Genomic DNA, 26765 nt, shown 5'->3' on the forward strand with positions numbered 1-26765 from the left:
CCTCAATAAATTATACGCATAACTTTTGATCAATAATGCATTTTAATCAAACTAACCATCAGAAAAGAAATATTTTGGTGGTCGATGATACCCCAGATAATTTGCGGCTTTTATCGGCGATGTTGACTGCACAAGGTTTTGAAGTTCGCAAAGCCTTAAACGGTAAAATGGCACTGACTGCATGTCAAATGGTTTTGCCCGATGTGATTTTGCTGGATATCAATATGCCAGGTATGGATGGCTACCAAGTTTGTCAACAACTAAAAGCTGACGATAAAACTAGTGAAATCCCAGTAATTTTTATTAGCGCTCTGGATGATGTTGTCGATAAGGTAAAAGCATTTGATGTTGGTGGTGTAGATTATATTGCAAAACCTTTTCATGGTGCAGAAGTGGTGTTGCGAATTGAAAATCAGATTAATTTACGCTTGCTCCAAGTTAAACTGCAAGAAAAAAACTTTTTACTCCAACAGGCTCTTGACAACTTAAAAGCCTCTCAAGTTCAACAGATTCAAAACGAAAAGATGGTGGCGCTGGGACAGTTGGTAGCTGGACTGGCTCATGAGATTAATAACCCGATCAGTTTTATTTATGGAAATCTCCAATATGCTGGTCAATATGTAGAAGACCTAGTGAAGATGATTGAGGTCTATCAGCAAGAATATCCCAAACCCACACCAAAAATTCAGCAGATAGCCAAAGATGTAGACTTGAATTTTATCATTAAGGATCTGCAAAATTTGATAGGTGCAATGTATAGAGGCTCCGATCGCATTCAGGAAATTGTACTGGCGCTACAACATTTTTCTCGGCATGATGAAGCAGAGATGAAACGGGTCAATATCCATGAAGACATCGAAAATACTTTAGTAATGTTACAACATCGGCTCAGGGAAACAGCCAATCGTCCGGCAATTGTTGTAGTGAAAGATTATGGTAACTTGCCCCTAGTCACTTGTTATGCAAGTGAACTAAATCAAGTATTTATGCATTTGTTGAATAATGCTATTGATGCAATAGAAGAGGGTGTAGAGAATGGAAAGTGGGGAGCAGGGAATCAATTTCCAGAAGAGGGAATGGGGAATCAATCTGCTCCTCCCTACTCCCTAGTCTCTACTCCCCAAATTTGGATTCATACAGAGGTGACAGACTTAAACGTAGTCAAAATTGCGATCGCTGATAATGGTCTTGGTATTGAAGAGTCGTTGCGATCGCGTTTATTTGACCCATTTTTTACCACAAAACCTGTGGGCAAAGGTAGTGGACTAGGATTATCTATTAGCTATCAGATTATTGTCCAAAAACACCGAGGAAATATAAGCTGTAACTCATCTGTGGGCAAAGGAGCAGAGTTTGCGATCGAAATTCCCATAGAGCAGCCTGATATCTCATCGCAATTTTCAAAATCTTAAAAGAATTTCTTTCCCAATAAATCTAATTAATCAATAATTCTGGTGCTACCAATCCTTTTTGAATAGCTAAAACTGCGGCTTGAGTGCGATCGCGTACTTCTAATTTCTGTAAAATAGCATGGACATGAACCCGCACTGTACCAGGGGCAATGTAGAGAATTTCAGCAATTTCTTGATTGCTTTTGCCAGCTGCTACCAGTGCCAAAATTTCTTGCTCCCGCTTCGTTAAAGGATTTTCTAGAGATTCCTCAGTTTTTGCAGACTGCACCGCCATCGAATTGCCCTCAAAAGCGGCTCTAATTTCAGTTGTTGCCGTTTGATCCCACCAAGAAGCGCCCGCAGCAACCGATCGCACCGCCAATATCAAAGACTCAGCCGGAATACCTTTAAGGCAGTAACCTTGCGCCCCAGCGGCAATTAACCGCGAAATCAGGGGTTTTTCAGAACGAGACGTTAAAACGAGAACTGGTAAATTTGGGTGCTTCTGCTTGATTTGGCGACAAGCCTCAATCCCGCCAATCCCTGGTAAACCAATATCCAGCAAGACCAAATCCAGAGGATAGTGATTGGCTAATTCTACAGCTTGTTCCCCATCTTCCGCTTCTGCGACAATCTCCAAACTGGTTTCTTGTTGCAACCGCATCCGCAAACCAAGCCGAAATAATTCATCATCTTCAACTAGTAAGATTTTTGTCATTTGTTATTTGTCATTTGTCATTAATTCTTCTGCCTCTGCCCCCCTGCTCCTCTGCCCCCTACTCCCCTCCCCACTCCTCATCTCCCCGGTGGTGGACAAGCTGGGAGTCGGAAAGCAAACAGTGCGCCGCGTGGTGAGCGATTCTCTGCCCAAATTGTACCCCCATGAGCAGTAATAATTTGCCTGGTCAAATAAAGTCCTAGCCCAGAACCGGAGACGTGGCGATCGCTATTTCCTTGATAAAATCTTTCAAATAAGTGAGGTAACTCTTTTTCGGTAATCCCGGAACCAGTATCGAGTATTTTTACCACTTGATCGCTAGAATAACCTTCAAATACTACTTCCACTTTACCGCCACGAGGGGTATGGTTAATGCCATTACTCAGGAGATTGCTGAAAACTCGCCCAAGTTGTAAAGAATCGCCGTTTACCCAGAGAAAGCTGCGAAAATCTGATTCACCATAGTGCAGAGAAATATAAACCTGACGTGTTCTTGCTAGTTCGCTCAGGGTAGCCACGATCTCTTCCGCTACCGTCACCAAGTTAACTGGCGACATCTGTAGTTTCAGCCCTTCGGCATCATTGCGGTAGACATCTAAAAGTGTTTGGACTAATTGCAATGTACTGGCATGACTACGAGCCATTGTTTGTAATACTTTTGCTTGCATGGGCGTGATTTCACCAAATTGCTCATTTTGAAAATATTTCAGCGTTTCAATTGCTCCTAATAAAGGTGTTTTCAAATCATGCGTTAAGGTAGAAACAAAATCTTCACGCATGATAGCTAGTTGTTCTTGGGAGCGTAATTGTGCTTGGGTATAAGCGATCGCTTCTTCGTTGCGGTGGTTGCGATCGCTTAACCAACCTGTCACCATCAACGCCAATACTGCAATTAACCGATTTGCCAACGTTGGAGAATTAATCATTTCTCCTCCGGGAACAAACAAATTCAATAATGTTAATCCTGTTGCTGCTAGAGTGATCCCCAAAACTGCTCTCCGATTCAATCGAGAATCTGCTAACAAAATCGTTCCTGTGTAAAGGTAGCCAAATACGTACTCTGGGGGTGTCAAATATTCTAGTATTATCACGGTCGCAAAGGCGATCGCTATTAATCCATAAGTCTTTCCACGCTCATTTATAGCTTCTTTCATAGTCAATAATCGACTCAACATCGTCATTTATGATTTATTAAAAATCATGATTATCCAATCTGTATAACTATTTAATTTACCAATTACGCTATATCTGGAATCTATATCTGCAAATGCCAACTTAAGAATTAACCCGAAAATTACGATTCTCCAAATGCAGCAAAGGAGGACTGGAGAGTGGAAACTGGGTACTTACCCACAATCAGCGAGGTACTACCACTATCTTCCCAATCTCTAATCCCATTAAGAAAACACTTTATGATATTTATATTCTTTGAAAGTAGCAAACTTGCAAAATGTATTGTATAAACAAATAGTCCTAAGTAGTGAGATAGATAAATTAAGAGTCAAAATTAAATATTCTTAACGAAAACTTTAATAAGTATCTAGATAGTCATAACTGAAAATATTCAGGAGTTATGTTAGCCGTAGCAGGACATTGAATCAGTACTGAGTCAAAAGTAGGAATTGTAAATATTTTTACTCTCAGATGAGGTACTTACATACTCGAAACTGATTTGATCCTGAGTGCGATTATTACTTTTTGTACTCAGTACTGTTTAGGGAAATCCCTTGAAATCAAATATTTCCACAGTTAATCTATTATTTCTCAGAATTGGCATAATACCACTTAAATTTAATTTAGCGCGAAATATATGGGACAAGGTTTTTTGCAAATTGGCTTAACGCTATGTATTGTCATAGCAATCACTCCATTATTCGGAAGATACATAGCGTCTGTCTTTTTGGGAGAAAGAACACTGCTTGATTTTTTAATGAACCCCATAGAGCGGAGTATGTTCGTATTTGCGGGTGTTCGGAGAAAAGATGACATGACGGGTGGGGAGTATATCCGGGCTGTACTCTTTTGCAACTTGATTATGGCTATTTCAGTGTATTTTCTGATATTTTTTCAGAGACTCCTACCCTGGAATCCAAACGGCTTCGGCGCGCCCAACTGGGATGTATTGCTACATACAACGATTTCATTTGTCACCAATACCGATCAACAACACTATGTAGGTGAGACAACCTTAAGCTATTTTAGCCAGGTAGCGGCTTTAGGCTTTTTGATGTTCACCTCCGCAGCCACAGGTTTAGCTGTGGGAATTGCCTTTATTCGCGGGTTAACGGGTAGAAGACTGGGAAACTTTTACGTCGATCTCGTCCGTGGAATTACGCGAATATTGCTGCCGATTTCGATTATTGGCGCGATCGCATTACTTATAACAGGTGTACCACAAACGTTAGCTGGGGCTATGGATGTGCAAACCTTAGAAGGCGGGACGCAATATCTGGCCAGAGGCCCGGTGGCATCCTTTGAAGCGATCAAACTTTTGGGCGAGAACGGCGGTGGCTTTTTTGGCGTCAACTCAGCACATCCCTTTGAAAATCCCAATGGCGCTTCTAACTTGATAGAAATGCTCGCCATGATTTCTATCCCAGCAGCCTTGATTTACACCTACGGTATATTTGCCAATAACATCAAACAAGCTTGGCTACTTTTTTGGATGGTATTTGTGATTTTTGTCATTCTGGTAGGAGTGACAGCTGTGGGAGAACTACAAGGTAATCCCTTAGTTAATACCGCCTTTGGATTAGAACAGCCCAATTTAGAGGGGAAAGAAGTTCGATTTGGTTGGGCACAAACAGCATTTTGGGCAGTGATGACTACCGCTACTATGTCTGGTGCTGTGAATGGGATGCACGATTCTTTGATGCCGCAAGGAATATTCTCGACTCTCTTCAACTTGTTTATCCAAGTTATCTGGGGTGGTCAAGGAACTGGAACAGCTTACTTATTTATTTACTTAATTCTCACAGTCTTCCTAACTGGACTCATGGCAGGACGCACTCCAGAGTTTTTAGGACGCAAAATTGAAAAGCGGGAAATCGTTCTCGCTAGTTTAGTGCTGTTGATTCACCCAATTCTAGTTTTGATCCCCAGTGCGATCGCTTTAGCTTATCCCATCTCTCTATCTGGAATTAGCAACGCTGGCTATCACGGTATTTCTCAAGTAGTTTATGAATATGCCTCAGCAGCAGCAAATAATGGTTCGGGTTTAGAAGGCTTGGGGGATAACACCCTATGGTGGAACTTGAGTACAATAGTGAGCCTAATCGGAGGACGCTACATTCCGATAATTGCCATCCTGCTGCTAGCTGACGGGATGTCTCGCAAACAACCAGTAGAAGAAACCCCTGCTACCCTGAGAACTGATTCTTTAGTATTTACTGGGATCGTGGCTGGAGTGACGCTGGTTTTGGGAGTATTAACTTTCTTTCCCGTTCTGGCTTTAGGCCCCATCGCTGAGGGTTTGAAACTAGCATCTGGCAGTTAGAAAAGTTATGAGTTATAAGTTTGAAATTAAGAAGATATCAAAAAGTAATTCAGGAGGCAGGAGGAAGGAGTAACCCAGACTTAAAAGTGTGAGATTCAAGCAAGAAAGGTTATATAGCTGTAGTCAGACATGTTAGGACAGTGTTGATTGCTCAAAGCCTGGAAGCAACTAGTAGTCTGCCAACCCAAAAATGCTAAGTGAGGACTGGGGAAAGGGGAAAGGGAAAAAGGTAAGGGATTTAAACCCTTTCCCCCTTCCCCCTTCCCCTTTACCCCGCCAAGTGAACTTGGCGAACTACTAGGTTTATACTCAGCACTGGCTCAACGCCTCGCTAACAGCACTCAGCTATATCTTGCACTAGGCGTCTCGTACCAGTATCTTATTTTTAACTGGGTAATTACTCAGAACTAAAGTTTTCATTCATACTTATTTCCTCCTGGCTCCTGCCGTTATCTTATAAATTATCCGGTTTCGTAGGATGCGTTACTAACGCATCCTACAGGTTGGATATTTTTTTATTAGAAGTTCCTATAACTCCTAACTCCTAACTTCTGACTCCTAAACTTTATTTATGAATCCAGTGGCAACTAACTTCAAAGCTAGACGCCCAAGTTCTCGTTCTGGCGATCGCCGCCAAAAACGTAAAAAGACTAGGGCAAATAATAAGTGGCTGTACTTAAGAGCAATTAGAGATGCTTTTGTCAAGCTCAACCCTAAGTATGCAATCAAAAATCCAGTAATCTTTGTGGTTTGGGTAGGGACAATCATCATCCTATTGCTAACGATCGATCCCAACCTATTTGGTCCAGCCCTGCAAAAAAACCCGCAAGTTTTTAACGCCTTGTTGTCGGGGATTTTATTCTTTACAGTTTGGTTTGCCAATTTTGCCGAAGCAGTGGCAGAAGGGCGGGGTAAAGCCCAAGCCGATGCCTTGCGGTTAACAAAGTTGGAGGCGATCGCTAAAAAACTTGCTGCCGATGGCACAATTAGTGAAGTTTCATCCACTAGCCTGAAACAAGGCGATACAATCTACGTCGTTGCTGGCGATATCATCCCCGCCGATGGTGAAGTAATCATGGGTGTTGCCTCAGTGGATGAATCGGCAATTACTGGGGAATCTGCACCAGTATTAAAAGAATCAGGCTCCGATGTTGCCAGTTCCGTCACTGGTGGGACGCGGATTATCTCAGACGAACTAATTATCCGTATTACTACTGACCCAGGTAAAGGCTTTATTGACCGAATGATTACCTTGGTAGAAGGGGCAGAACGCAGCAAAACACCTAATGAAATTGCCCTCACGGTATTGTTAGCAGTTCTCAGCTTAGTGTTTTTGTTAGTCGTAGTCACGTTGCCCGCACTTGCTTACTATGTCAACAGTCCAGTCAGTGTCCCAATTTTAATTGCCTTATTAGTAGCGTTAATTCCTACCACCATTGGCGGCTTACTAAGTACCATCGGTATTGCTGGTATGGATCGAGTTGCCCAATTTAACGTCATTGCCACATCAGGACGAGCAGTCGAAGCCTGTGGTGATATCAATACTTTACTTCTCGACAAAACAGGTACAATTACTCTCGGCAACCGTCTGGCAGAAGAGTTTATTCCCCTCAACGGTCATTCAATGTCGGAAATTGCTAATGTTGCCTGGGCAGCTAGCGTCTTTGACAATACACCAGAAGGAAAATCCATTGTCCGACTGGCAGAAAAGTTGGGCGCACGGTTTGATTTTGACTCTACTCAGGCAGAAGGAGTCAGTTTTTCCGCCAAAACCCGGATGAGTGGCACAAACTTACCTGGTGGGTATGAAGCCAGAAAGGGAGCAGTAGAAGCTATTAAAGGATTTGTCCGTTCCCGCAACGGACGCGATACGCCAGAATTAGATGCTGCCTACGAACGAGTTTCGCGCCTGGGAGGTACACCCCTAGCAGTTAGCCTAGATAACGAAATCTATGGAATTATTTATCTCAAAGATATAGTTAAACCTGGTATCCGCGATCGCTTTGAGCAACTGCGAAGGATGGGAGTGCGTACCATCATGCTAACTGGAGACAACCGAATTACCGCTTCTGTCATTGCCAAAGAAGCAGGGGTTGATGACTTTATTGCCGAAGCCACACCAGAAGACAAAATCACTATCATTAAACAAGAACAAGCAGCAGGTAAACTGGTCGCAATGACGGGAGATGGAACTAACGATGCTCCAGCATTAGCCCAAGCTAACGTCGGCGTGGCCATGAATACAGGAACCCAAGCTGCAAAAGAAGCCGCCAACATGGTCGATTTGGACTCCGATCCCACAAAGCTGCTCGATATTATTGGTATTGGTAAGCAATTGTTGATTACTCGCGGGGCATTGACAACATTTTCCATCGCTAATGATATTGCTAAATACTTTGCAATTATTCCAGTGATATTTGTCGCTGCTAATTTGCAAAGCCTGAATATTATGAATTTGACTAGCCCTAAATCTGCTGTACTCTCAGCATTGATTTATAATGCTTTGATTATTCCCGCTTTGATTCCCTTGGCATTAAAGGGTGTGAGGTTTAGACCGCTGACAGCTAATCAGTTACTCCAACGCAATATCTTAATTTACGGCTTAGGTGGGGTGATTGCGCCGTTTATTGCAATTAAGTTGATCGATGTACTGATTACACTTGTAGGTTTGGCTTAAGGATAGCAAAAGTAGAGACGCTGGGAAACGATCGCATCTTGACCAAAGTAAAATAATAAACATTTTTACTTTTACCTGTTGACAGGGGGGACAAGAAGAATATAAATAAACATCGTTTTCACTCGGCACTGCTTTGGCGATATCCTTTGTTTAGTCGCAATGGCATAAACAACATCTACCACTCGCTATTTCGATCTTGCTGTGCTTGAATGTGGTAACGGCCCCAGTTGTTTATGCTGTTGCTAACAGCATCTTATAATCTCCTGCTAGGTGGGCAAAAGAATTAAAAATTAAAAATTAAAATTAAAAATTAAATTCTAGGCGCAATTGGAAAACTTTTTATGGCTATTATTCGAGAAACTATCAGAGCAATTTTTATAACTCTAATGCTTTGGTTGTTGACTGCAATCATCTATCCGCTGGTAATTCTTGTAGTGGGTCAAGTTTTTTTGCCCTATCAAGCTAATGGCAGCATCATGCGGAATCTAAGTAATGAACCAATTGGTTCGGCTTTGATTGGTCAGGTGTTCACATCTGAGCGATATTTCCATCCTCGTCCTAGTACTGTTAGATATAGCCAAGGGAAAAAAGCCAAGCCAACTGGCATATCTGGAGCTAGCAATCTCGCTGCCAGCAATCCAGAACTACTAAAGCGGATTTTAGAACAGGCAGATAAATTGCGAGACGAAAATCTTCAACCAATAGCTGATATAATTTATACCTCTGGTTCTGGTTTAGATCCGCATATTTCCTTTAAAGCAGCACGGCAGCAATTGACGCGGGTTGCTAGTGCGCGGGGAGTAAAAGAAGATGAGATTTTACGTTTAATTAATAAGTATACTGATGACAGATTTTTATGGATTTTTGGCGAACCGGGAATCAATGTTCTCCGATTGAATTATGCTCTTGACTTGCAAGATATTAATCGTCAGCAAAATCAGTAAATGGGCATTGGGGATTGGCAATGATGGTTTTCCCATGCAATAGGAGTGCTAGAAATGTCAGATAATCCTAATACTGGTTCGGCTGGGAATGCGCCTTTAAATTCTGCAAGTTACTCGCTTTATCCGACACGACGGCGGGGTAAGCATAAAATCTTTATTGGTATGGCTCCTGGAGTAGGCAAAACCTACCGAATGCTAGAAGAGGGACACGCATTCAAACAGGAAGGAATTGATGTGGTCGTTGGGCTTTTGGAAACCCACGGACGCAAGGAGACAGCAGAAAAGGCAGAGGGACTGGAAATTATACCCCGTAAGCAATATCCTCGCGGTGAGTTGACGCTGACGGATATGGATACAGATGCTATTTTAAAGCGATCGCCCCAATTAGTTTTAATCGATGAACTTGCTCATACCAATGTCCCTGGTTCTCCACGCGAAAAGCGCTACGAAGATGTAGAAGTAGTTTTGGCAGCCGGGATTGATGTCTACTCCACAATGAATGTCCAACATCTAGAAAGTCTCAACGACTTAGTAGCTAGAATTACAGGTGTGGTAGTCCGGGAGCGCGTTCCTGACAGAATTATGGATGAAGCAGATGAAATAGTGGTAGTGGATGTCACACCAGAAACGCTGCAAGAACGGTTATTAGAAGGTAAGATTTACGCACAGCCCAAAATCCAACAATCCCTCGATAATTTTTTCCAACGCCGTAACCTGATTGCTTTGCGGGAGTTGGCTTTGCGGGAGGTGGCAGACAACGTGGAAGAAAATGCGATCGCCTCTACTCCCAACGGACAATTTTGTAATATTCACGAGCGGGTTTTGGTGTGTGTATCCACTTATCCCAACTCAGTACAACTGTTACGCCGGGGTGCGAGATTGGCTAACTATATGAATGCGCCACTTTATACCTTGTTCGTTGCCGATCCAGAACGCTTTCTCACCAAAGAAGAAAGCTTACACATCCACACTTGTGAGAAACTTTGTAAAGAATTTGAAGGTACTTTTCTTCGTGTTACTAACAGTAATATAGCTAATGCGATCGCTGAGGTCGCCGAGAGACATCGTATCACTCAAATTGTAATTGGAGAAAGTCAGCGATCGCGCTGGCAAATGCTCCTCAAAGGATCTTTGACGCAAAAATTGGTACGTTTGCTCAAAAACATCGATTTGCATATCATTGCCAGTGAAAAAATGGTTTCATCCAAATAGGGGATTAAATTTCCCCAAAAACCTCAGAAGTAAAGCTTCCATGCAAACCATAGGGGATATGATGCTTGAGATGTAGGCGAGCGATCGTTCCTTTAGAGAAATCACTAGCATCCAAAATTACCAAATCTGAGCGGTGATGGGCAGCATCATAAACCAAAGCTAATATCCAACCATCATCTTCCTTTTCAGAACCTGGGCGCGGGACAAAAATCGGTTCGCCTACAAAACCACGGGGTGCAGCACTCCAAAGCTGCCTTTTTCCAGACTTTAAATCAATTTTTAGCAATGCTTGTAAGGGAGCATTACCAGTTTCTGCATGAGCCGCACCTATATATAGATATCGATAAGAGCGTCCCACATTCGCCGGATGTATGCTGGGAAATTCACAACATCGGCTCTCAATCAATTCCCGCCGTACTATCCCATTCTTTAGATTCAGATAAAATCGCCAAAGTTGCCCAGGTGAAGAAGCTTCAAAATCAACTTGTCGAAAATCACTTTTGGGTTCCACTTCTGGTAAGTTTTGGTAACAAATGGAGTCAATCAAAACTTCCTCTCCTACCTCAAAAGCATTAACGTGGTGGAAGACGAAACCCGACTGAGTTTCCAGAGTTTTGATTTGTTCTTGCCCTGTTTTGGGGAAGCGGGGAATAATTAGAATCTGAGTTGGCTGATTTGGCTGAAATTTGATACATTCTCCTGCCGCACGTATTCCCAAAGCGAAAGGTATGGGATTAAATTTAACAGGATTTTGAAAGAAGATGCAGTAATTGGGAGTAATGACAAAATCGTGAATGAAACAGAAACCTGGAACCTTATGAGCGTGCTGTCTGACAATTTCACCCGCTGGGTTTAGCTCAAAAATATTAATAGTGGTAGATAATCCTGGCTTAATTGAGAAATTTACCAGGCAAGATGCACCGCCATCTCTATCGCAATTTTTTTCCAAACGGGGATGTGCCGCGAAAGCCTCACCTGGTGACAAAACACCATTAAAATATTCATTCCCCAAGGTTTCAAGAGTGTAAGGATCGAGGCGATGTGCTTCAGCCGCTTCCCACAGTGCTAGCAGTTTACCACCCCAATAGATCGCATTTGTATTGGCAATATTTTTGAGTTTGAAGTCAAAGATATTAGCTAGCCAACCACCGGGTTTTTGAGTACCAAAAGTACCACGATAGAGAATTTTTTTCGCCTTTTGCTCTGCTAAATAGCCAGTTGTGCGGACAAAGCGGTTACGAAAATGGGCACGACCATTGGTGAAAGTAATTTTGCTAATCATCCCATCCCCATCAAATGGGTGATGAAAAGGCTGCCCATTCACATCCAGCAAACCGGGGCCATTTCTAAACAGCGTTCCTTGTAATTGTTTGGGAATTTGTCCTTCTATATCATCAATCCAATAATCAAACTCTTCAGTGAGAGATTGATATCCTTGTTGCCAGTCTGCACGGGTGTAGGATTTTTCTGTAACTAAGCTTTCTTGAATTTGAAAATGCATGTACTTGGTTTTTTCTTGTTATTTGGCACAAAAATACGTAGCCGCTCAAAATAATTTATTTGCAGCTTTACTCAAACGAGAAGATATAGCGCTCACTCGAATTAGGGTGAAATTTACAGGAGATTTTAGGTTGATGAGATACACAACGATTTGTCTGTTATCCAGGTATAAAGCCTGTTTTACTCCTGTTAGCGCAGCCCATTCTAAATTCAGAATTCTGCTGTATTACCTTATTCCACTATTTCCGACTTTGATTCTCTTAGTACCAACTCAGACATCAAATCAGGCGAAAATAGTTGTTCCTCATTTTTGATTGTCTCAGTTTGCTCTTCAGCAGCAGGTAGCCATTTGATAAATGGTAGGGGTAATAGCGTGCTGAGGTTAGTAATTACCACCAAGAGCCAAAGTGACTCAAAGTTTGTTGCGGTGATCCCCAGCCAATATGTGATTAATGCCCCGAATGCATGGGAAACTGTTCCAGCTGAATTATAGATTGACATTAACAAGGCAAATAATGTCGCTTCCACACCAGAGGGACAAAGCCTTGCTGCTAGCACCATCACTTGCATAAAGGCAATTTTCCCCATCACAGTCAGAATCAAGCTATCACCCAAACTAAACCAGTGGTCATCTATACCCAATAGCCTGTTTGTGTGAGTCACCAACAACAGCATCGTCATCCCCAAAAGTGACGAAAGGACAGTACTCCAAGCAAAAATTACGCGAAAAGGAATGCTTTTGAGGAAACGTTGAAAAATCCAAACGCCTGCCAAAGAAGCGAAACTTCCCACCAAGTTTACTCGCCCCAAAAATTCTGGTTCAAAGTGGAGTTCGTTGGTAGAAAAGTAGAAAAAGGCTGAGTCAGCATTTGGGGTAGCTTGCCAGATGAAGATAAACGCCGTTGGTAGCCAAATTGTTTTTTGACTAATGGCTTGGCGTAGCTGCCCCAGTTGATGTTTTATTGGTAAAGGGTTGGTCTGATTACTATCTTCAGCATCTTTGCTAACGGGGGACTCAGCAATTAACCAAGCCACCCCTGAAACGATCAGCGGAAATAAAGCGGTAATCCCAAAGACGGTACGGGTAGTAAAGTATTGGAGGAGCAGACCGCTACAGTAGGCTGTTATTAAACCTCCGATCGCAGAAGCACCCCAGCACAGAGATTGTAGTGAACCAGCTTTTGCTTGCGATTCGCCTCTGGCTCGTTCTACAACTAGCGAGTCAACGATGACATCACTCATGGCGACACTAAGAGAACCAAGAGCGATCGCTAAGGTAGCTGCCCAGCTAGTATGAACTATTGTGGCCAGACTCATCCAAGAAGCAGTTCCCAGTATCCCGGATAAAATCAAGTAAGGACGGCGACGATAGCCAAATATAGGCAAGCCATCAGAGATAAAACCAAACATCGGCTTGATCATCCAAGGTAGGAAGACAATTCCCAATAGCGCCGATACCTGGACTGGACTCAGCAGTAGTTCATCTTTGAGAAAAAAGCTAACGGCTAGACGCGATAGCCCTAAAATTCCTTGGACAAAATAAACGGTGAGAATTGCAATTAACTCCGCATTAGGTTCATTACCCAAGAAGAGTTTTTGTGTTAATGAGTCTTTGACCTTGGACAAGCCAGATGATTGATCTACCATTCGATAAATATTTTTTAAATTTTGTTTACTTGTCTATCATATCGATTCGTTAAGAGGTGGGTTTTTTCTCACCTTTTCCCTTGGTTTCTTCTTTGAGTATTATTTAAGTCTTTTCTAACAACTTTTATTTCTTCTAGCAAAATGTTCTCGTTTATGAACGGCTATTCGCCTTTGAATTTGGGACATCAAATACAGTTTTATCTACTGCGATGATTTACTCTAATCATTTGTATTAAAAAATACATATAAACTGAGGTTACTGATTTGGGAACAATAAATTCAGAAATCACCAGGGTTTAGCAGTATGGTCAGCAGCATGGTCAGTATTCTCGGATACGACATAACTGAAGAAATCTACAATGGTTCCAGAACTCTAGTTTATCGGGGGTATCGAGAAACTGACTCATTACCTGTAGTAATTAAACTGCTAAAAAATTCATATCCCAGTTTCAGCGATCTGTTGCAGTTTCGCAATCAGTACACAATTGCCAAAAATCTTAACTCATCTGCGATCGCCCAAACCTACAGTCTGGAGGCGTATCAAAATGGTTATGCGTTGGTGATGGAAGATTTTGGTGGAATTTCTCTGAAAGATTATTTTGCTTCTTACCAGACGCTAGATATCAGGTCTTTACAAGAGTTTTTACAAATAGCGATTGCTCTGTGTGATGCATTAGATATTCTAATTCATCATCGGATTATTCACAAAGATATTAAACCCGCCAATGTTTTAATTAATCCAGAAACTAAAGAAGTTAAGTTAATTGACTTTAGTATTGCATCTCTGCTGCCACGAGAAACTCAAGTCTTGATGAGTCCTAATGTATTAGAAGGAACACTCAGCTATTTGTCTCCAGAGCAAACTGGACGAATGAATCGGGGGATTGATTACCGTACTGATTTTTATTCTTTAGGTGTAACTTTTTATGAGTTGCTATCAGGGAAATTACCTTTTAAATCGCACGATCCGATGGAATTGGTGCATTGTCATATTGCAAAACTTCCGCCAGTTTTAGGGGAGAGGGGAGAGGGAACAGGGAATAGGAAAGAGATTCCGCAAGTGTTGTCAGACATTGTGATGAAACTGATGGCGAAAAATGCCGAAGACCGCTATCAGAGTGCATCTGGGCTGAAATATGATTTAGAAAATTGTTTACACCAGCTAAAAGAAACGGGGGAAATTGTAAATTTCCCAATTGCCCAACGGGATGTGTGCGATCGCTTTATTATCCCAGAAAAACTCTATGGTCGCGAGCATGAAGTTGAAACTCTGCTCAAAGCATTTGAACGCGTTACCAACAATCAGACAGAATTAATGCTGGTGGCTGGTTTTTCTGGTATTGGTAAAACAGCAATTGTTAACGAGGTTCACAAACCCATTGTCCGGCAACGAGGCTACTTCATTAAGGGCAAATTCGATCAATTTAATCGTAATATTCCCTTCTTTGCTTTTGTGCAGGCGTTTCGAGACTTAATGGGACAATTGCTGAGTGAAAGTGATGTCCAATTGTCAACTTGGAAAAATAAAATTTTACAAGTGCTGGGCGATCGGGGCCAAGTCATTCTTGAGGTAATTCCCGAATTAGAACAAATTATTGGTCAACAACCACCAGCAACGGAACTTTTACCAAACGCAGCACAAAATCGGTTTAATTTATTATTACAAAGGTTTATTCAAGTATTCACTACCAAAGAACATCCCCTAGTCATTTTTTTAGATGATATGCAGTGGGCTGATTCAGCATCGATGAAGTTGATCCAGTTACTAATGAATGAGTCAAACTCAGGATATTTATTATTAATTGGAGCTTATCGGGATAATGAAGTTTTTCCTGCCCATCCATTAATATTGACATTAGATGAAATTGCCAAAGCTAATGCTACCATTAACAAAATTACATTAGCGGCCCTGAGTGAAGCTAGCTTAAATCAACTGGTTGCCGATACTCTAAACTGTTCGTTAGAAACTACAGAAATCTTAACCCAGTTAGTCTATCAGAAAACCAAGGGAAATCCATTTTTTAGTACGCAATTTTTCAAAGCACTACATCAAGATCGGCTAATTAAATTTGATTTAAATAGTGGAAGTTGGCAGTGTGATATTGCCCAGATGAAGGCGTTAGCTCTGACAGATGATGTAGTTGATTTTATGGTATTACAGTTGCGAAAATTACCAGAATCAACGCAAAATGTTTTGAAATTAGCGGCTTGTATTGGTAATCAATTTGATTTGGCAACATTGGCAATTGTTTCGGAAAATTCTGAAACCGAAACAGCAACATACCTTTGGAAAGCATTACAAGAAGGATTAATTCTGCCTCAAAGCGAAGTTTACAAATTCTATGTTGGGCGGGAAACACAGGATTTAGTACAAAGTTCGCTAACTGTAAACTATAAATTTTTACACGATCGGATTCAACAAGCAGCTTATGCGTTGATCCCAGAGTCAACAAAGCAATCCATCCATCTGCAAATTGGCCAACTGCTATTAAGCAAAATACCAATTAAAAAACAGGAAGAGAGAATTTTTGAGATTGTTAATCAGTTAAATATTGGTGTAAAGCTAATCAATCAACAGTCTGAGCGAGATCGATTAGCAGAGTTAAATTTGCTGGCTGGAAAAAAAGCCAAACTATCCACTGCTTATACGAATGCAATAGAATATATCAGTTGTGGTATTCAGCTATTGAGAACAGATAGCTGGCAACAACAATATTCACTCACATTAGCCTTGTATGAAGAAGCTGCTTCGACTGCCTATCTTATGGGTCAGTTTGACGAAGTAGAAGAGTTTGTTGAGCAAGTTCAACAACACGCTAAAGTCTTAATAGATCGGGTGAAATCGATTGAAATTCAAATTCAATCTTATTTAGCTCAGAGTCGTTTTGATGATTCGATTCGGACTGCGATCGCACTGCTAAATCTCTTAGGAGTGAAACTATCTCATCAAGCGAATAAAATACAAACATTACTCAATCTAGCCCAAACGAAATTACGATTTGTAGGTAAATCTCCTTTAAATTTGATTGATTTACCTAATATGACTGGGGACAAACAACTAGCAGCAATCCGAATTTTGGCTAGTACAAATTCCACAGCTTATATTGCTCGTCCAGATTTACTACCACCAATCATCTTGAGCGAAGTCAATTTATCGATGCAGTACGGTAATGCTGCCGCATCTGCATTTGGCTATGCCTGGTATGGATTGATAGAGTGTGGCATTCTGGGAAATATTGAGACAGGTTATCAATTTGGTCAATTAGCATTACAAGTTCTCGAAAAATTCCATAGCAAAGAATTCAAAGCTAGAACTTTCTTCATTGTTCAAACATTTATTAATCACTGGCATCAACCACTTAAAGATACAATTGCACCGTTAATTGAAGCTTATCAAGTGGGTTTAGAAACCGGAGATATTGAATATGCAGCTTGGGCTAGCTATAGCTGTAGTTTTCATGGATATTTGATGGGGCAAGAATTAGCTGAGTTAGAAAAACAGATGGGTGACTATGCTGAAGTCTACAGCCATTTTAGACAAGAAAAACCCCAGACGTATATTAATTCATTTCGTCAAGCAATCTTGAATTTGTTAGGACAATCTGCCGATCCCAGTTACTTATCAGGTGCTGTTTATGATGCCCAAACTATTCGTCTATTACAAGAGCAAGCAGGCGATCGCACTGGATTGAGCTTTAGCTATGCCAATGAACTGATACTTTGCTACCTATTTGAAAATTATACCAGAGCATCTGAGGCAGCAATTCAGGCAATAACTTATTTAGATGGAGTAACATCGGCAGCAGTTGTACCAATAGTTTACTTTTATGAGGCGTTAACCCAACTAATTATCTATCCAACGGCAACGGCTAACCAGCAAAAACAGATTCTTAAAAAAGTCACATCCCATCAGAAAAAGCTAAAAAAATGGGCGCATTATGCCCCAATGAATCATCAACACAAATTTTATTTAGTCGAAGCAGAACGGCAGCGGATTTTGCTGCACAAAAACAAAGCAATGGAATTGTACGATCGCGCCATAACTCTAGCGAAAGAAAATGGATATATCCAAGAAGAAGCCTTGAGTAATGAACTAGCGGCCAAATTTTACCTCGACTGGGACAAAGAAAAAATCGCCCAAATTTATATGCAAGAAGCTTATTACTGCTATGCCCGTTGGGGTGCTAAAGCTAAAACTGAAGACTTAGAAAAACGCTATCCTCAACTGCTTATTCCCATCTTAAAAGGGCAACTTAATCACTTTCAACTGAGTTCAACTATCGATGCATCATCATTTCCAAATCAAACCATCCACACAAATCTTTCTAGCAGCAGTATCTCTGAAGCCCTCGATTTGTCCACCATCTTGAAAGCGTCCCAAGCTCTCTCCAGTGAAATTCAATTAGAGCAATTACTCACTACACTTTTGCGAGTAGTAATGGAAAATGCTGGGGCACAAAAAGCAGCACTGCTGATACTCCAACAGGAAAGTTTATTGGTTGAAGCCATAGCCACTATTGATGAAGGAGTCACCCTATTATCTGCACCATTGTCAACCAGCGAAGACATTCCCATAACACTGGTAAACTTTGTCAAACACAGCTTCAAAACTGTTGTTCTGGATGATGCAACAGCAGAAACTGATTTTATCGCTGACTCATATTTTATGCAGCAACAACCTAAGAGTGTGTTGTGTACGCCGATATTAAATCAGGGAAAAATTATTGGGCTGCTATATCTAGAAAATCCGCTAACAATTGGTGCATTTACTCGCGATCGCACCGAAGTTATCCAACTGCTATGCGCTCAAGCTGCCATCTCTCTAGAAAATGCCCGCCTTTATCAAGAATACCAGAATTATGCTCATCAACTAGAGCGATCGCTGCAAGAACTTGAGCAAGCCCAATTACAAATGGTGCAAAATGAAAAAATGGCAACCTTGGGCAATTTAGTTGCAGGTGTGGCACATGAAATTAATAATCCCATTGGATTTTTAGAAGGCAGCCTCCACAATGCCGAAGAGTATACTCAAGACTTACTCGCCCATATCCAATTATTTAAACAACATTATCCCTCTCCTGCGATCGCAGTCATTGAGCATGGCGAAGAAATTGATCTCGAATTCTTGATTGAAGATTTACCAAAGCTAGTAAGTTCGATGAAGGTGGCTTCAGAACGAATTAAAGATATTAGTATCAGTCTCCGTACCTTCTCCAGAGCCGATACAGCCGAAAAAGTTGCTTGTAACCTCCATGAAGGGATTGAGAGTACTCTGTTAATTTTGAAGTATCGCCTCAAAGCTAACGAAAAACGTCCAGCGATTGAAGTCATCACCGAATACGGAAATTTACCACCTGTTAAGTGCTTTTTAGGACAGCTAAATCAAGTATTTATGAATATCCTTGCAAATGCAATTGATGCTTTAGATGCATCCATTGACGGGCGTTCTTTTGTCCAAGTGCAAGGCGATCGTCAGCAAATACTGATTCAAACCGAAGTATCTAGTGACCAACAAACGATCGTAATTCGGATTAAAGATAATGGCCCTGGGATGCCAGAGGAGATTAGATCGCGCATCTTTGACCACTTGTTTACAACGAAAGAAGTTGGCAAAGGAACAGGATTAGGATTAGCGATCGCTCGTCAAATTGTTGAGGAAACCCATAATGGAAGCTTGAATTGCAATTCTGTACTTGGTGAAGGAACAGAATTTGTCATTGAGATTCCAGTATTTTAACTCTACCTAACTAATACCATTTTTGATTTTAGATTTTGGATTGTGAAACATCCATTGGATAAGTGTTTCAGTTTCCCATCTATCGCAATCATTTTTTAAATTGGTATAAGAGGATGTTTTAAAAATATTGAGTGAATAGAATTCTCTACTACACCAACAAAGTCTATTAAATTAGGTTTGGGGAAAAGGTTAAAGAGTAAAGATGAAAGGTTTTTTCTTTCCCCTTCCCCCTTACCTTTTACCCTTAAACGACAAGTATTGGAATTGGTTTAAACGGACTAAAAATATTTTCTTAGTCCGTTTAAACCAACTTGAGCTATTAGCCTAAAAACAATTTTTTGAGCGGGTTTTATGCTTCGATTCTACACATATTCATATTGGGAATTAGGAATACTTAACATCTAGAAAAGGCAGTTGCTTGGAACTAGTAGCACCAATAACTTCAATACCTTGTTTGCCACGAATGCCGTCTACTGGCAGAGAAACTGTATAAGGTGCGGTCGCTGGTAGTCCGATTCCGGGCAAAGTGCCAACGACCTCAACTCCCCAATATTCAGGTTGCTGGACGTATACAAGTGGCACAAGATTCACTTCCAAATTCAAGTATGGTTTCGTTCCTCTAACAACTAAAATATAAGTGTCACTTACTATACCAGGACGAATTTCTGCTTCTTCAAAGTCAATTAATCGAGATGACTCTGGTTTTGGTAAAGCTCGGAATTGACTAAGACTTTGCTCTAATGTACTCATTTTTACTCCTGTAGAATAACTATGTTATTGAATCAACTAATTAAGGAGATAACAAGATATTTTCAATCTTGTACCTTCAACTTTTTAGCTTCTTAGTTAATTCATCAAGCTAGAAAGCGAAGTTTATGCAATGCCAACTTATTCTTTACATTTATTTATCAAGCTCAGAAATTACCATACAAGGTGGTTAATCTAGAAGAATCCTCGCGTTGGCAGTGATGTACCGTCGATCTCGTCGTTTGCGATCGCACGATCCTTGAAATCATCATAGTTCCTGCATTACCCGAATAACGATCTCGAACAGCTCGCGTGCAGAGATACCACCACTAACTTCGGCAATGGGGATTTGCAATGCACCCAGCCCTGAACGACAAATCGGTTCGACTAGATCGTAAGGAAGGATGCGATCGCGATCGTACCTACCCTTCTAGTTAGCATTGCCAGAAGAAAATAGCACCGATTGAGCTTTGAATATGACATAACTATTTTCTTTGCCTACTTACAGCAGTTTTCATGTATTTGAATCACACCTGTCGTAGGGGCGCAAGTCCTTGCACCCTTACTGCGTGGTCTATTTACCTGAAAATAGCTGTAAACAAGAAGCATATACTACGTTAAACGATATACAAATTGATTGTATGAAGAATTAATTAAGTGAAAGGGAATAAATTTATATATCTATAAGTACTAATTGACCTTTACTGCCATCTATATGAATATTATACTGATGCCAATTTAAAAAATTTTTGCTAATCATAACGCGCACTCTCTTGTATGTATATATATGGATATTGCATTCTTCTTTCAAATTGGCATGATTAAAGAAATCCACTATTTAATACGCTTTCATTTCCTGACGATTGTTTTTTTAATAAAAATCTATTTTTGTCCAAAATCTTCCAATATAATCCAGTTTCAGATTCACCGTCCTCAGTAGTTTCTTTGCGATGGCTAGGACAGGCTACGCCTACGCTATGGGAGTATGTTTGGTGGAGGTTATCCCTAATTAACTCTTGATAATTTGCCAATACCTTGGAGCGATCCGCTTTCAACTCCTGTAACTCATCGTCAGAACCTCGCAGCATAATCCCAGATTTCAAAAACTCTTACAGCTTGCTTATCTACTAGGGGCGATGACACGCTACACGAGCCAATAAACAACTGTTTAGCTGCTGTGTAGCTGCTGCATTCAGAATTATTAGTGGTTCTCAAGACATGAAGAATACATAAAGATAAATACTGAGATTATACCGATCGGCAAATAATGTAAAGAGTATGCAAAGATATGTCTTTAAGTGTGGACATCTCAGTAAATATTCAGATATGGTTATCAAAGTGTTATTTAGATGTTCCTTATTTTTAAGCTACACACCCACGGGCAATAGCCCACAACAATTGCATAAAAATTCTTTCCCTATCGAAAGTGAATTATTCTCTATATTTACGACAGTAGGGCTACGCTTTGATAAGAAATATGAAGTGTGGGTTTTAGGCATTCAAGCTTGATTTTTCGGCACTTTGTCAGTGATGGCTGGGCTGATCTGCGGATCGAGAATGATAAAAAAAGTGTGAAACCATCTGTTTTCCTAAATACACGCTCATAAATATGTACAATGCTTAAGGCTTAGATAGTCTTAACTAGCATTATTAACGGGTACACAAATAACGAATGAAAAAGGAAATAGGGAATAGGTAAAGACTTTAATGAACCTCCTGCCCTTCGGGTTCGGCAGTCCCCCATCGCCGGGAACCGCCAAGACGGGGGCTGCCTCACCTCCTGCCTTTTTCAAGTTAGTTAGACAAGTCCTGCTTACAAGCTCATCAATAGGGTAAATCTTCGAGAAAATTGCTAGCCCTCAAGGGTGACATAAAAGTATGTCGAAAGCGTCAACTCTCGGCGATTTCCGTGTGTCCTCAATCAACATTAACAACAAGTTAATAGCTGAAGTTACTCAAAATATCGATTCAGGAAGGTAAGAGTTATGGTGAATATCATTGGAACCAACGGTAAAGATAATCTACTGGGTACTCAGGACGCAGATACAATTAACGCTAAAGTGGGTGATGATATCATCGATGGCAAAAATGGCAACGACCTTTTAAGCGGTGATGCCGGAAATGATAGCCTCATTGGAGGTGCAGGCAATGATACTCTCCTTGGTGGTACGGATAACGACTCTCTCCGTGGTGGTACGGATAACGACTCCCTCCGTGGTGGTACTGGTAATAACTTGCTGCGGGGTGATGAGGGAAATGATACCCTTGATGCTTCCTATTCTTCTGGAAATAACATCCTCAGTGGAGATGCAGGGGATGACTACCTTGATATTAGCTATTCTGCTGGCAACAATACGGTTTCAGGCAAAGACGGCGATGATTCCTTTTACGCTGATGAAGTCCGGGGTAGAAACACTCTAAATGGAGGCGCTGGTAATGATGACTTCCATTTGTCCGCCTCAAAAACTGCCCCCTCTTCCTTAACGACTCAAAATATAAATGGAGAAACAGGTCAGGATTATTTGTCTGTATATTACACCCGTGCTACTAAAGGAATCACTTCGAGTTTCGATGCTGCTACTAACACTGGCTCAATTCGGGCTGGCACAAATCAGATTAACTACACCAATATCGAACAATTAGAAATTAGAGGTACAACCTACGCTGATTTTATTGTCGGAAGCAATGGCAACGATTTACTCTTCGGAGGCAGTAGTGGCAACGATTCAAATTATGGCAATGATACAATTTTTGGCGGTGAAGGTAACGATTACTTGAATGTTGATTATTCAACAAGCGATAACATCCTTGACGGCGGTGTTGGTAACGATCAATTCAGTGCTACCTCTTCAACAGGCGATAACCTAATCTCTGGTGGCGATGGCAGTGATAATCTCTCTGCGTCTAAGACAGATGGCAATAACACCCTCAACGGTGGTGCTGGTGACGATCAATTAGATGCTAACTATTCAACAGGCGATAACATCCTCAATGGAGGAGATGGCAATGATTCTCTTAGCGCCTCTCGCGAATACGACTATTCCGCCTCTTTTACATCCGGTGATAACACTCTCAATGGTGGTGCTGGTGACGATCAATTGAGTGTTAACTATTCAACAGGCGATAACATCCTCAATGGGGGGGATGGCAATGATTCTTTCTTTGCCTCTGGCTACTACGACGACAAAAAAGCCGAGGGCAGGTTTGGTAATAACATTTTCAATGGAGGGAATGGTAATGATTCCTTCTCTTTCGTCCTATATACTTCTCCACCTTCCTTAGCGACTCAAACAGTAGATGGTGGAACAGGTAACGATTTGTTGAGCGTTTCGTATATCTATCCTAGTGGGGGAATTATTTCGACTTTCAATGCTGCTACTAACACTGGCTCGATTAGGGCGGGCACGGATCTGATTAACTACAAGAATATCGAAGCATTACATATCTCAGGTACAGTTTACAATGACTTGATTGTGGGGAGTAATGGCAACGATACTATCTCGCTCTATGCGAGTAGTAGCAATGATACTATCGATGGCGGAAAAGGTGATGATTTATTGGAAGCCAATTATTACAGTAATTCTAGCGGGGGTGAGGGAATCACTTCGACATTCAATGCTGTTACTAACACTGGCTCCATTACATCAGGCGCGAATCAGGTTAGCTACAAGAATATCGAACGATTAAATATCTCAGGTACAGCCTACAATGATTTTATTGTAGGGGGCAATGGCAACGATACACTCGCCGGAGGCAATGGCAAAGATACCATAGATGGAGGGAAAGGTAACGATTTGTTGTCTTTCTATAACTATTCCATCGGTCAGGGAATCACTTCGACATTCAATGCTGCTACTAATGCTGGTTCGATTACAGCAGGCCCGAATCAGGTAAGCTACAAGAATATCGAACAATTAAATATCTCAGGTACAGACTACGATGATTTGATTGTGGGGAGCAATGGCAACGATACCCTTGCTGGGGGACGTGGAAATAACACGATTCTCGGCGGTGCAGGTAAGGATTACTTGAGTGCTGACTATTCAAATGGTAATAATTCGCTCTCTGGTGGTGATGATAATGATTCTCTTGATGTCTCTGGCTCCTACGACGACTACCGAGGCAATTTTTCTCTCGATGCTATCTCTGGTAAGAACACCCTCAATGGTGGTGCTGGTGATGATAACTTAGTTACTAACTATTCATCAGGCAATAACCTACTGAATGGGGGCGATGGCAATGATACTCTCACAGCCGCTGGTTCAGCCTCCTTATATTCCTCATACGGAGCTTATACTGTCTCTGGCAATAACACCCTCAATGGTGGTGCTAATGACGATCGCTTGATTGTTGACTATTCATCAGGCAATAATCTACTGGATGGAGGTGATGGTAATGATACTCTCACAGCCTCTGGCGCTTCTGGTAAGAACACCTTCAAAGGTGGCAAAGGTAATGATAACCTTTATGGAGGAGCTGGTATAGATACCTTTGTTTTCACTAGTTTCAATGAAGGCATTGATAACATTTATAACTTCAACGCGGCTAATGAACAGATTCAGGTATCGGCTGCTGGTTTTGGTGGCGGGTTATCGTCAGGTTTACTCTCAGCTAGCTCTTTTACCCTTGGAACATCTGCAACAACCAGCAATCAGCGATTTATCTATAACAATACTACAGGTGCGCTATATTTTGACCAAGATGGCAGTGCGGGTGGATTTGCTCAGGTACAATTTGCACAACTATCTGGTGGAGTGTCACTAAGTCAAAATAACTTGCTAGTTGTTTAATCCTTAACGCCACAGTCAAATAGAAATCTTCAGAATGCGAGGTGGTACGTTAAACACCTCGCATTCGATTCATCAATGGAATAATTAAACCACGCGGCAGAATAATTATTAGACCTCTTGCAAAAGTGCTTTTTGCACTCTTGGGGAAAAGGGTAAAGGTTAAAGGGGAAAGGGACTTTTGCAGAACCTTTTCCCCTTCCCCTTTCCCCTTTTCCCGACTTATGCAAGAAGTCTATTCTAATCAGTGCAAATAGGGAGGCGATGTGCTACCACCGCCCAGCTTTGGTAATGCGTTCCGTCTTATCCAAAAGCAAGCAGTTACCCATTTCTTTCAAGAGCGATCGCTTGTAAATTATTAAGAGATCGACAAAAAGCTTTAAATTGAGTATATCTATTCAGTTTAAATATAAGCTCTAGAAGTGTGTTGTCCAGAAAAAAAGCCAGTCAGATTGCTCAAGTCTTGAAGAGTCAGCAGAGAGCTAAAGAAGCTTTTAGCGTAGTACCAAGACTAATCAACCGTCGCTACGCACTCATAGCATTAATCCTCTGCTTGATAATTATTGCTTGCACTAACACATATCAATCCTCCCCTTCCCCACTTGATAAGTTATCCAGTGAAACTACCGATTTAAGGATTTGGTGGGATAAAGGTTTTACTCAGGAAGAAGATGAAGCTCTCAAGCAACTAGTTAGCCAGTGGGAAAAACAAACTGGCAACAAAATCAAGCTTTCTTTATATTCTACAGATGAGCTAACACGGAAGATTCAAAGAGAAATTCAGGCTGGCAACCTACCTGATATTGTTACCAGTTATACTGCCGATCGAGAAATTATTCCCCGTTTAAGTTGGGAAGGCAAACTAGCAGATATATCAGATGTAATTGAGCCACTTAAAAGTTTTTACCCGGAAAAAATTCTCAAAACTGTTCAGTCTTATAACAATGTTACTCAAAAGCGAAGCTACTATGCTCTGCCAATGAGCCAAGCAACTATTCACATTTTTTACTGGCGAGATTTGCTAAAGCAAATAGGTCGTAAGGAAAGTGATGTACCAAAAGATTGGGATGCTTTTTGGGAGTTTTGGAAACAAATCCAGGATGACTTGCGGACAAAACAAATACCAGATAAAAAACAGAATATTTATGGATTAGGATTTACCTTCGGCATTAGTTCTGCTGATACATACTACTTATTTGAGCAGATTTTAGAAGCATACGACGTGCAAATTTTAGATTCTATGGATCAACTCCTCCTTGACGCTCCGAAAGTGCGTCAAGGTATTATTAACAGTTTAAAATGGTACACAAATTTTTATCAGCAAGGCTACGTCCCACCAGATGCTGTAAATTGGTTGAATCCAGATAATAATCGTAGCTTACTTAATCAAAGCGTGGTTATGACTCCTAACAACTCGCTTTCAATTCCTGCTGCTGTACGGCAAAACCTTGATACATATTATCAAAAGCTTGGTATCTTAGAGTTTCCAAATAAACCTAATGGCTTGCCAATGCGCTACTTAATTACGGTTAAGGAAGCGTTTTTATTTGCCGATTCTCAGAAACAGAAACTAGCCAAGGAGTTTCTTGCATACTTAATACAACCAGAAGTGATGGGAAATTATCTCAAGGCTTCTGGAGGTCGTCATTTACCAGTTTTAACATCAGCGTGGAAAGATCCTTTTTGGAAAAATTCCAAAGATCCCTATCTCTCGACTGCCATTAATATATTTCTCAACAGAGAAACTCGCCCATTTTATTTTGTCCAAAACCCAGCCTATAGCTTGGTTTTAAAAGATAATGTCTGGGGTAAGGCGCTCAATCGAATTGTTGTAGATAAAATTTCTCCAGAGCAAGCAGCTGATGAAGCGATCGCCCGAATTAAGCAAATTTTTGAGCAATGGCAGTAA

Annotated in this window: 14 protein-coding genes; 8 read left to right on the top strand and 6 right to left on the bottom strand. The window is 41.1% G+C overall.

What is annotated here, in order from left to right:
- Positions 1 to 35: 35 nt before the first annotated feature.
- Complete coding sequence (locus V7K45_RS26935) at positions 36 to 1412, top strand: hybrid sensor histidine kinase/response regulator (RefSeq protein WP_335008100.1); 1377 nt, start codon at positions 36 to 38, stop codon at positions 1410 to 1412.
- 22 nt (positions 1413 to 1434) lie between these two features.
- Here V7K45_RS26935 and V7K45_RS26940 read toward each other — a convergent pair whose 3' ends face one another.
- Entirely contained in the window at positions 1435 to 2109 is a 675-nt protein-coding gene (locus V7K45_RS26940) for a response regulator transcription factor (protein WP_335008102.1), read from the bottom strand.
- Positions 2110 to 2186: 77 nt separating this feature from the next.
- A complete protein-coding gene (locus V7K45_RS26945; protein WP_335008140.1) occupies positions 2187 to 3284 on the bottom strand; it encodes a sensor histidine kinase in 1098 nt (365 codons plus the stop codon).
- A gap of 635 nt (positions 3285 to 3919) precedes the next feature.
- On the opposite strand from V7K45_RS26945, the gene kdpA reads away from it, so the two are divergent.
- From kdpA to V7K45_RS26965, 4 genes are all read left to right on the top strand, one after another.
- A complete protein-coding gene (gene kdpA / locus V7K45_RS26950; RefSeq protein ID WP_335008104.1) occupies positions 3920 to 5605 on the top strand; it encodes a potassium-transporting ATPase subunit KdpA in 1686 nt (561 codons plus the stop codon).
- 571 nt (positions 5606 to 6176) lie between these two features.
- Positions 6177 to 8282 (top strand): potassium-transporting ATPase subunit KdpB, encoded by a 2106-nt coding sequence (kdpB, locus tag V7K45_RS26955; RefSeq protein WP_335008106.1) that lies wholly within the window; start codon positions 6177 to 6179, stop codon positions 8280 to 8282.
- Positions 8283 to 8623: 341 nt separating this feature from the next.
- Positions 8624 to 9226 carry a K(+)-transporting ATPase subunit C gene (gene kdpC / locus V7K45_RS26960; protein WP_335008108.1) on the top strand — a complete coding sequence of 201 codons (603 nt, stop codon included), beginning with the start codon at positions 8624 to 8626 and terminating at the stop codon, positions 9224 to 9226.
- A 54-nt stretch (positions 9227 to 9280) separates the two neighbouring features.
- The gene (locus V7K45_RS26965) at positions 9281 to 10438 is read left to right on the top strand and encodes a universal stress protein (protein ID WP_335008110.1); all 1158 of its coding nucleotides are present in this window, start codon (positions 9281 to 9283) and stop codon (positions 10436 to 10438) included.
- A 4-nt stretch (positions 10439 to 10442) separates the two neighbouring features.
- Here V7K45_RS26965 and V7K45_RS26970 read toward each other — a convergent pair whose 3' ends face one another.
- Positions 10443 to 11939 (bottom strand): carotenoid oxygenase family protein, encoded by a 1497-nt coding sequence (locus V7K45_RS26970; RefSeq protein ID WP_335008112.1) that lies wholly within the window; start codon positions 11937 to 11939, stop codon positions 10443 to 10445.
- 230 nt (positions 11940 to 12169) lie between these two features.
- Positions 12170 to 13585 carry a folate/biopterin family MFS transporter gene (locus tag V7K45_RS26975; protein ID WP_335008114.1) on the bottom strand — a complete coding sequence of 472 codons (1416 nt, stop codon included), beginning with the start codon at positions 13583 to 13585 and terminating at the stop codon, positions 12170 to 12172.
- Positions 13586 to 13889: 304 nt separating this feature from the next.
- Between V7K45_RS26975 and V7K45_RS26980 the strand changes: the two genes are divergently transcribed.
- Positions 13890 to 19322 (top strand): trifunctional serine/threonine-protein kinase/ATP-binding protein/sensor histidine kinase, encoded by a 5433-nt coding sequence (locus V7K45_RS26980; protein ID WP_335008116.1) that lies wholly within the window; start codon positions 13890 to 13892, stop codon positions 19320 to 19322.
- Positions 19323 to 19706: 384 nt separating this feature from the next.
- Here the strand turns inward: V7K45_RS26980 and V7K45_RS26985 are convergent, their stop codons facing one another.
- Complete coding sequence (locus tag V7K45_RS26985; RefSeq protein WP_335008118.1) at positions 19707 to 20072, bottom strand: hypothetical protein; 366 nt, start codon at positions 20070 to 20072, stop codon at positions 19707 to 19709.
- An 818-nt stretch (positions 20073 to 20890) separates the two neighbouring features.
- A complete protein-coding gene (locus tag V7K45_RS26990; RefSeq protein ID WP_335008120.1) occupies positions 20891 to 21157 on the bottom strand; it encodes a hypothetical protein in 267 nt (88 codons plus the stop codon).
- An 897-nt stretch (positions 21158 to 22054) separates the two neighbouring features.
- On the opposite strand from V7K45_RS26990, the gene V7K45_RS26995 reads away from it, so the two are divergent.
- Both V7K45_RS26995 and V7K45_RS27000 read left to right on the top strand, forming a co-directional pair.
- Complete coding sequence (locus V7K45_RS26995) at positions 22055 to 24859, top strand: beta strand repeat-containing protein (RefSeq protein WP_335008122.1); 2805 nt, start codon at positions 22055 to 22057, stop codon at positions 24857 to 24859.
- A gap of 421 nt (positions 24860 to 25280) precedes the next feature.
- A complete protein-coding gene (locus V7K45_RS27000) occupies positions 25281 to 26765 on the top strand; it encodes a sugar ABC transporter substrate-binding protein (protein WP_335008124.1) in 1485 nt (494 codons plus the stop codon).

The sequence above is a fragment of the Nostoc sp. genome, assembly GCF_036917375.1.
Lineage (GTDB): Bacteria > Cyanobacteriota > Cyanobacteriia > Cyanobacteriales > Nostocaceae > Nostoc.

Coding starts and splice junctions, on each gene's coding strand:
- V7K45_RS26935 (WP_335008100.1), top strand. CDS start 36: ATGCATTTTAATCAAACTAACCATCAGAAAAGAAATATTTTGGTGGTC.
- V7K45_RS26940 (WP_335008102.1), bottom strand. CDS start 2,109: ATGACAAAAATCTTACTAGTTGAAGATGATGAATTATTTCGGCTTGGT.
- V7K45_RS26945 (WP_335008140.1), bottom strand. CDS start 3,284: ATGTTGAGTCGATTATTGACTATGAAAGAAGCTATAAATGAGCGTGGA.
- kdpA (WP_335008104.1), top strand. CDS start 3,920: ATGGGACAAGGTTTTTTGCAAATTGGCTTAACGCTATGTATTGTCATA.
- kdpB (WP_335008106.1), top strand. CDS start 6,177: ATGAATCCAGTGGCAACTAACTTCAAAGCTAGACGCCCAAGTTCTCGT.
- kdpC (WP_335008108.1), top strand. CDS start 8,624: ATGGCTATTATTCGAGAAACTATCAGAGCAATTTTTATAACTCTAATG.
- V7K45_RS26965 (WP_335008110.1), top strand. CDS start 9,281: ATGTCAGATAATCCTAATACTGGTTCGGCTGGGAATGCGCCTTTAAAT.
- V7K45_RS26970 (WP_335008112.1), bottom strand. CDS start 11,939: ATGCATTTTCAAATTCAAGAAAGCTTAGTTACAGAAAAATCCTACACC.
- V7K45_RS26975 (WP_335008114.1), bottom strand. CDS start 13,585: ATGGTAGATCAATCATCTGGCTTGTCCAAGGTCAAAGACTCATTAACA.
- V7K45_RS26980 (WP_335008116.1), top strand. CDS start 13,890: ATGGTCAGCAGCATGGTCAGTATTCTCGGATACGACATAACTGAAGAA.
- V7K45_RS26985 (WP_335008118.1), bottom strand. CDS start 20,072: ATGAGTACATTAGAGCAAAGTCTTAGTCAATTCCGAGCTTTACCAAAA.
- V7K45_RS26990 (WP_335008120.1), bottom strand. CDS start 21,157: ATGCTGCGAGGTTCTGACGATGAGTTACAGGAGTTGAAAGCGGATCGC.
- V7K45_RS26995 (WP_335008122.1), top strand. CDS start 22,055: ATGGTGAATATCATTGGAACCAACGGTAAAGATAATCTACTGGGTACT.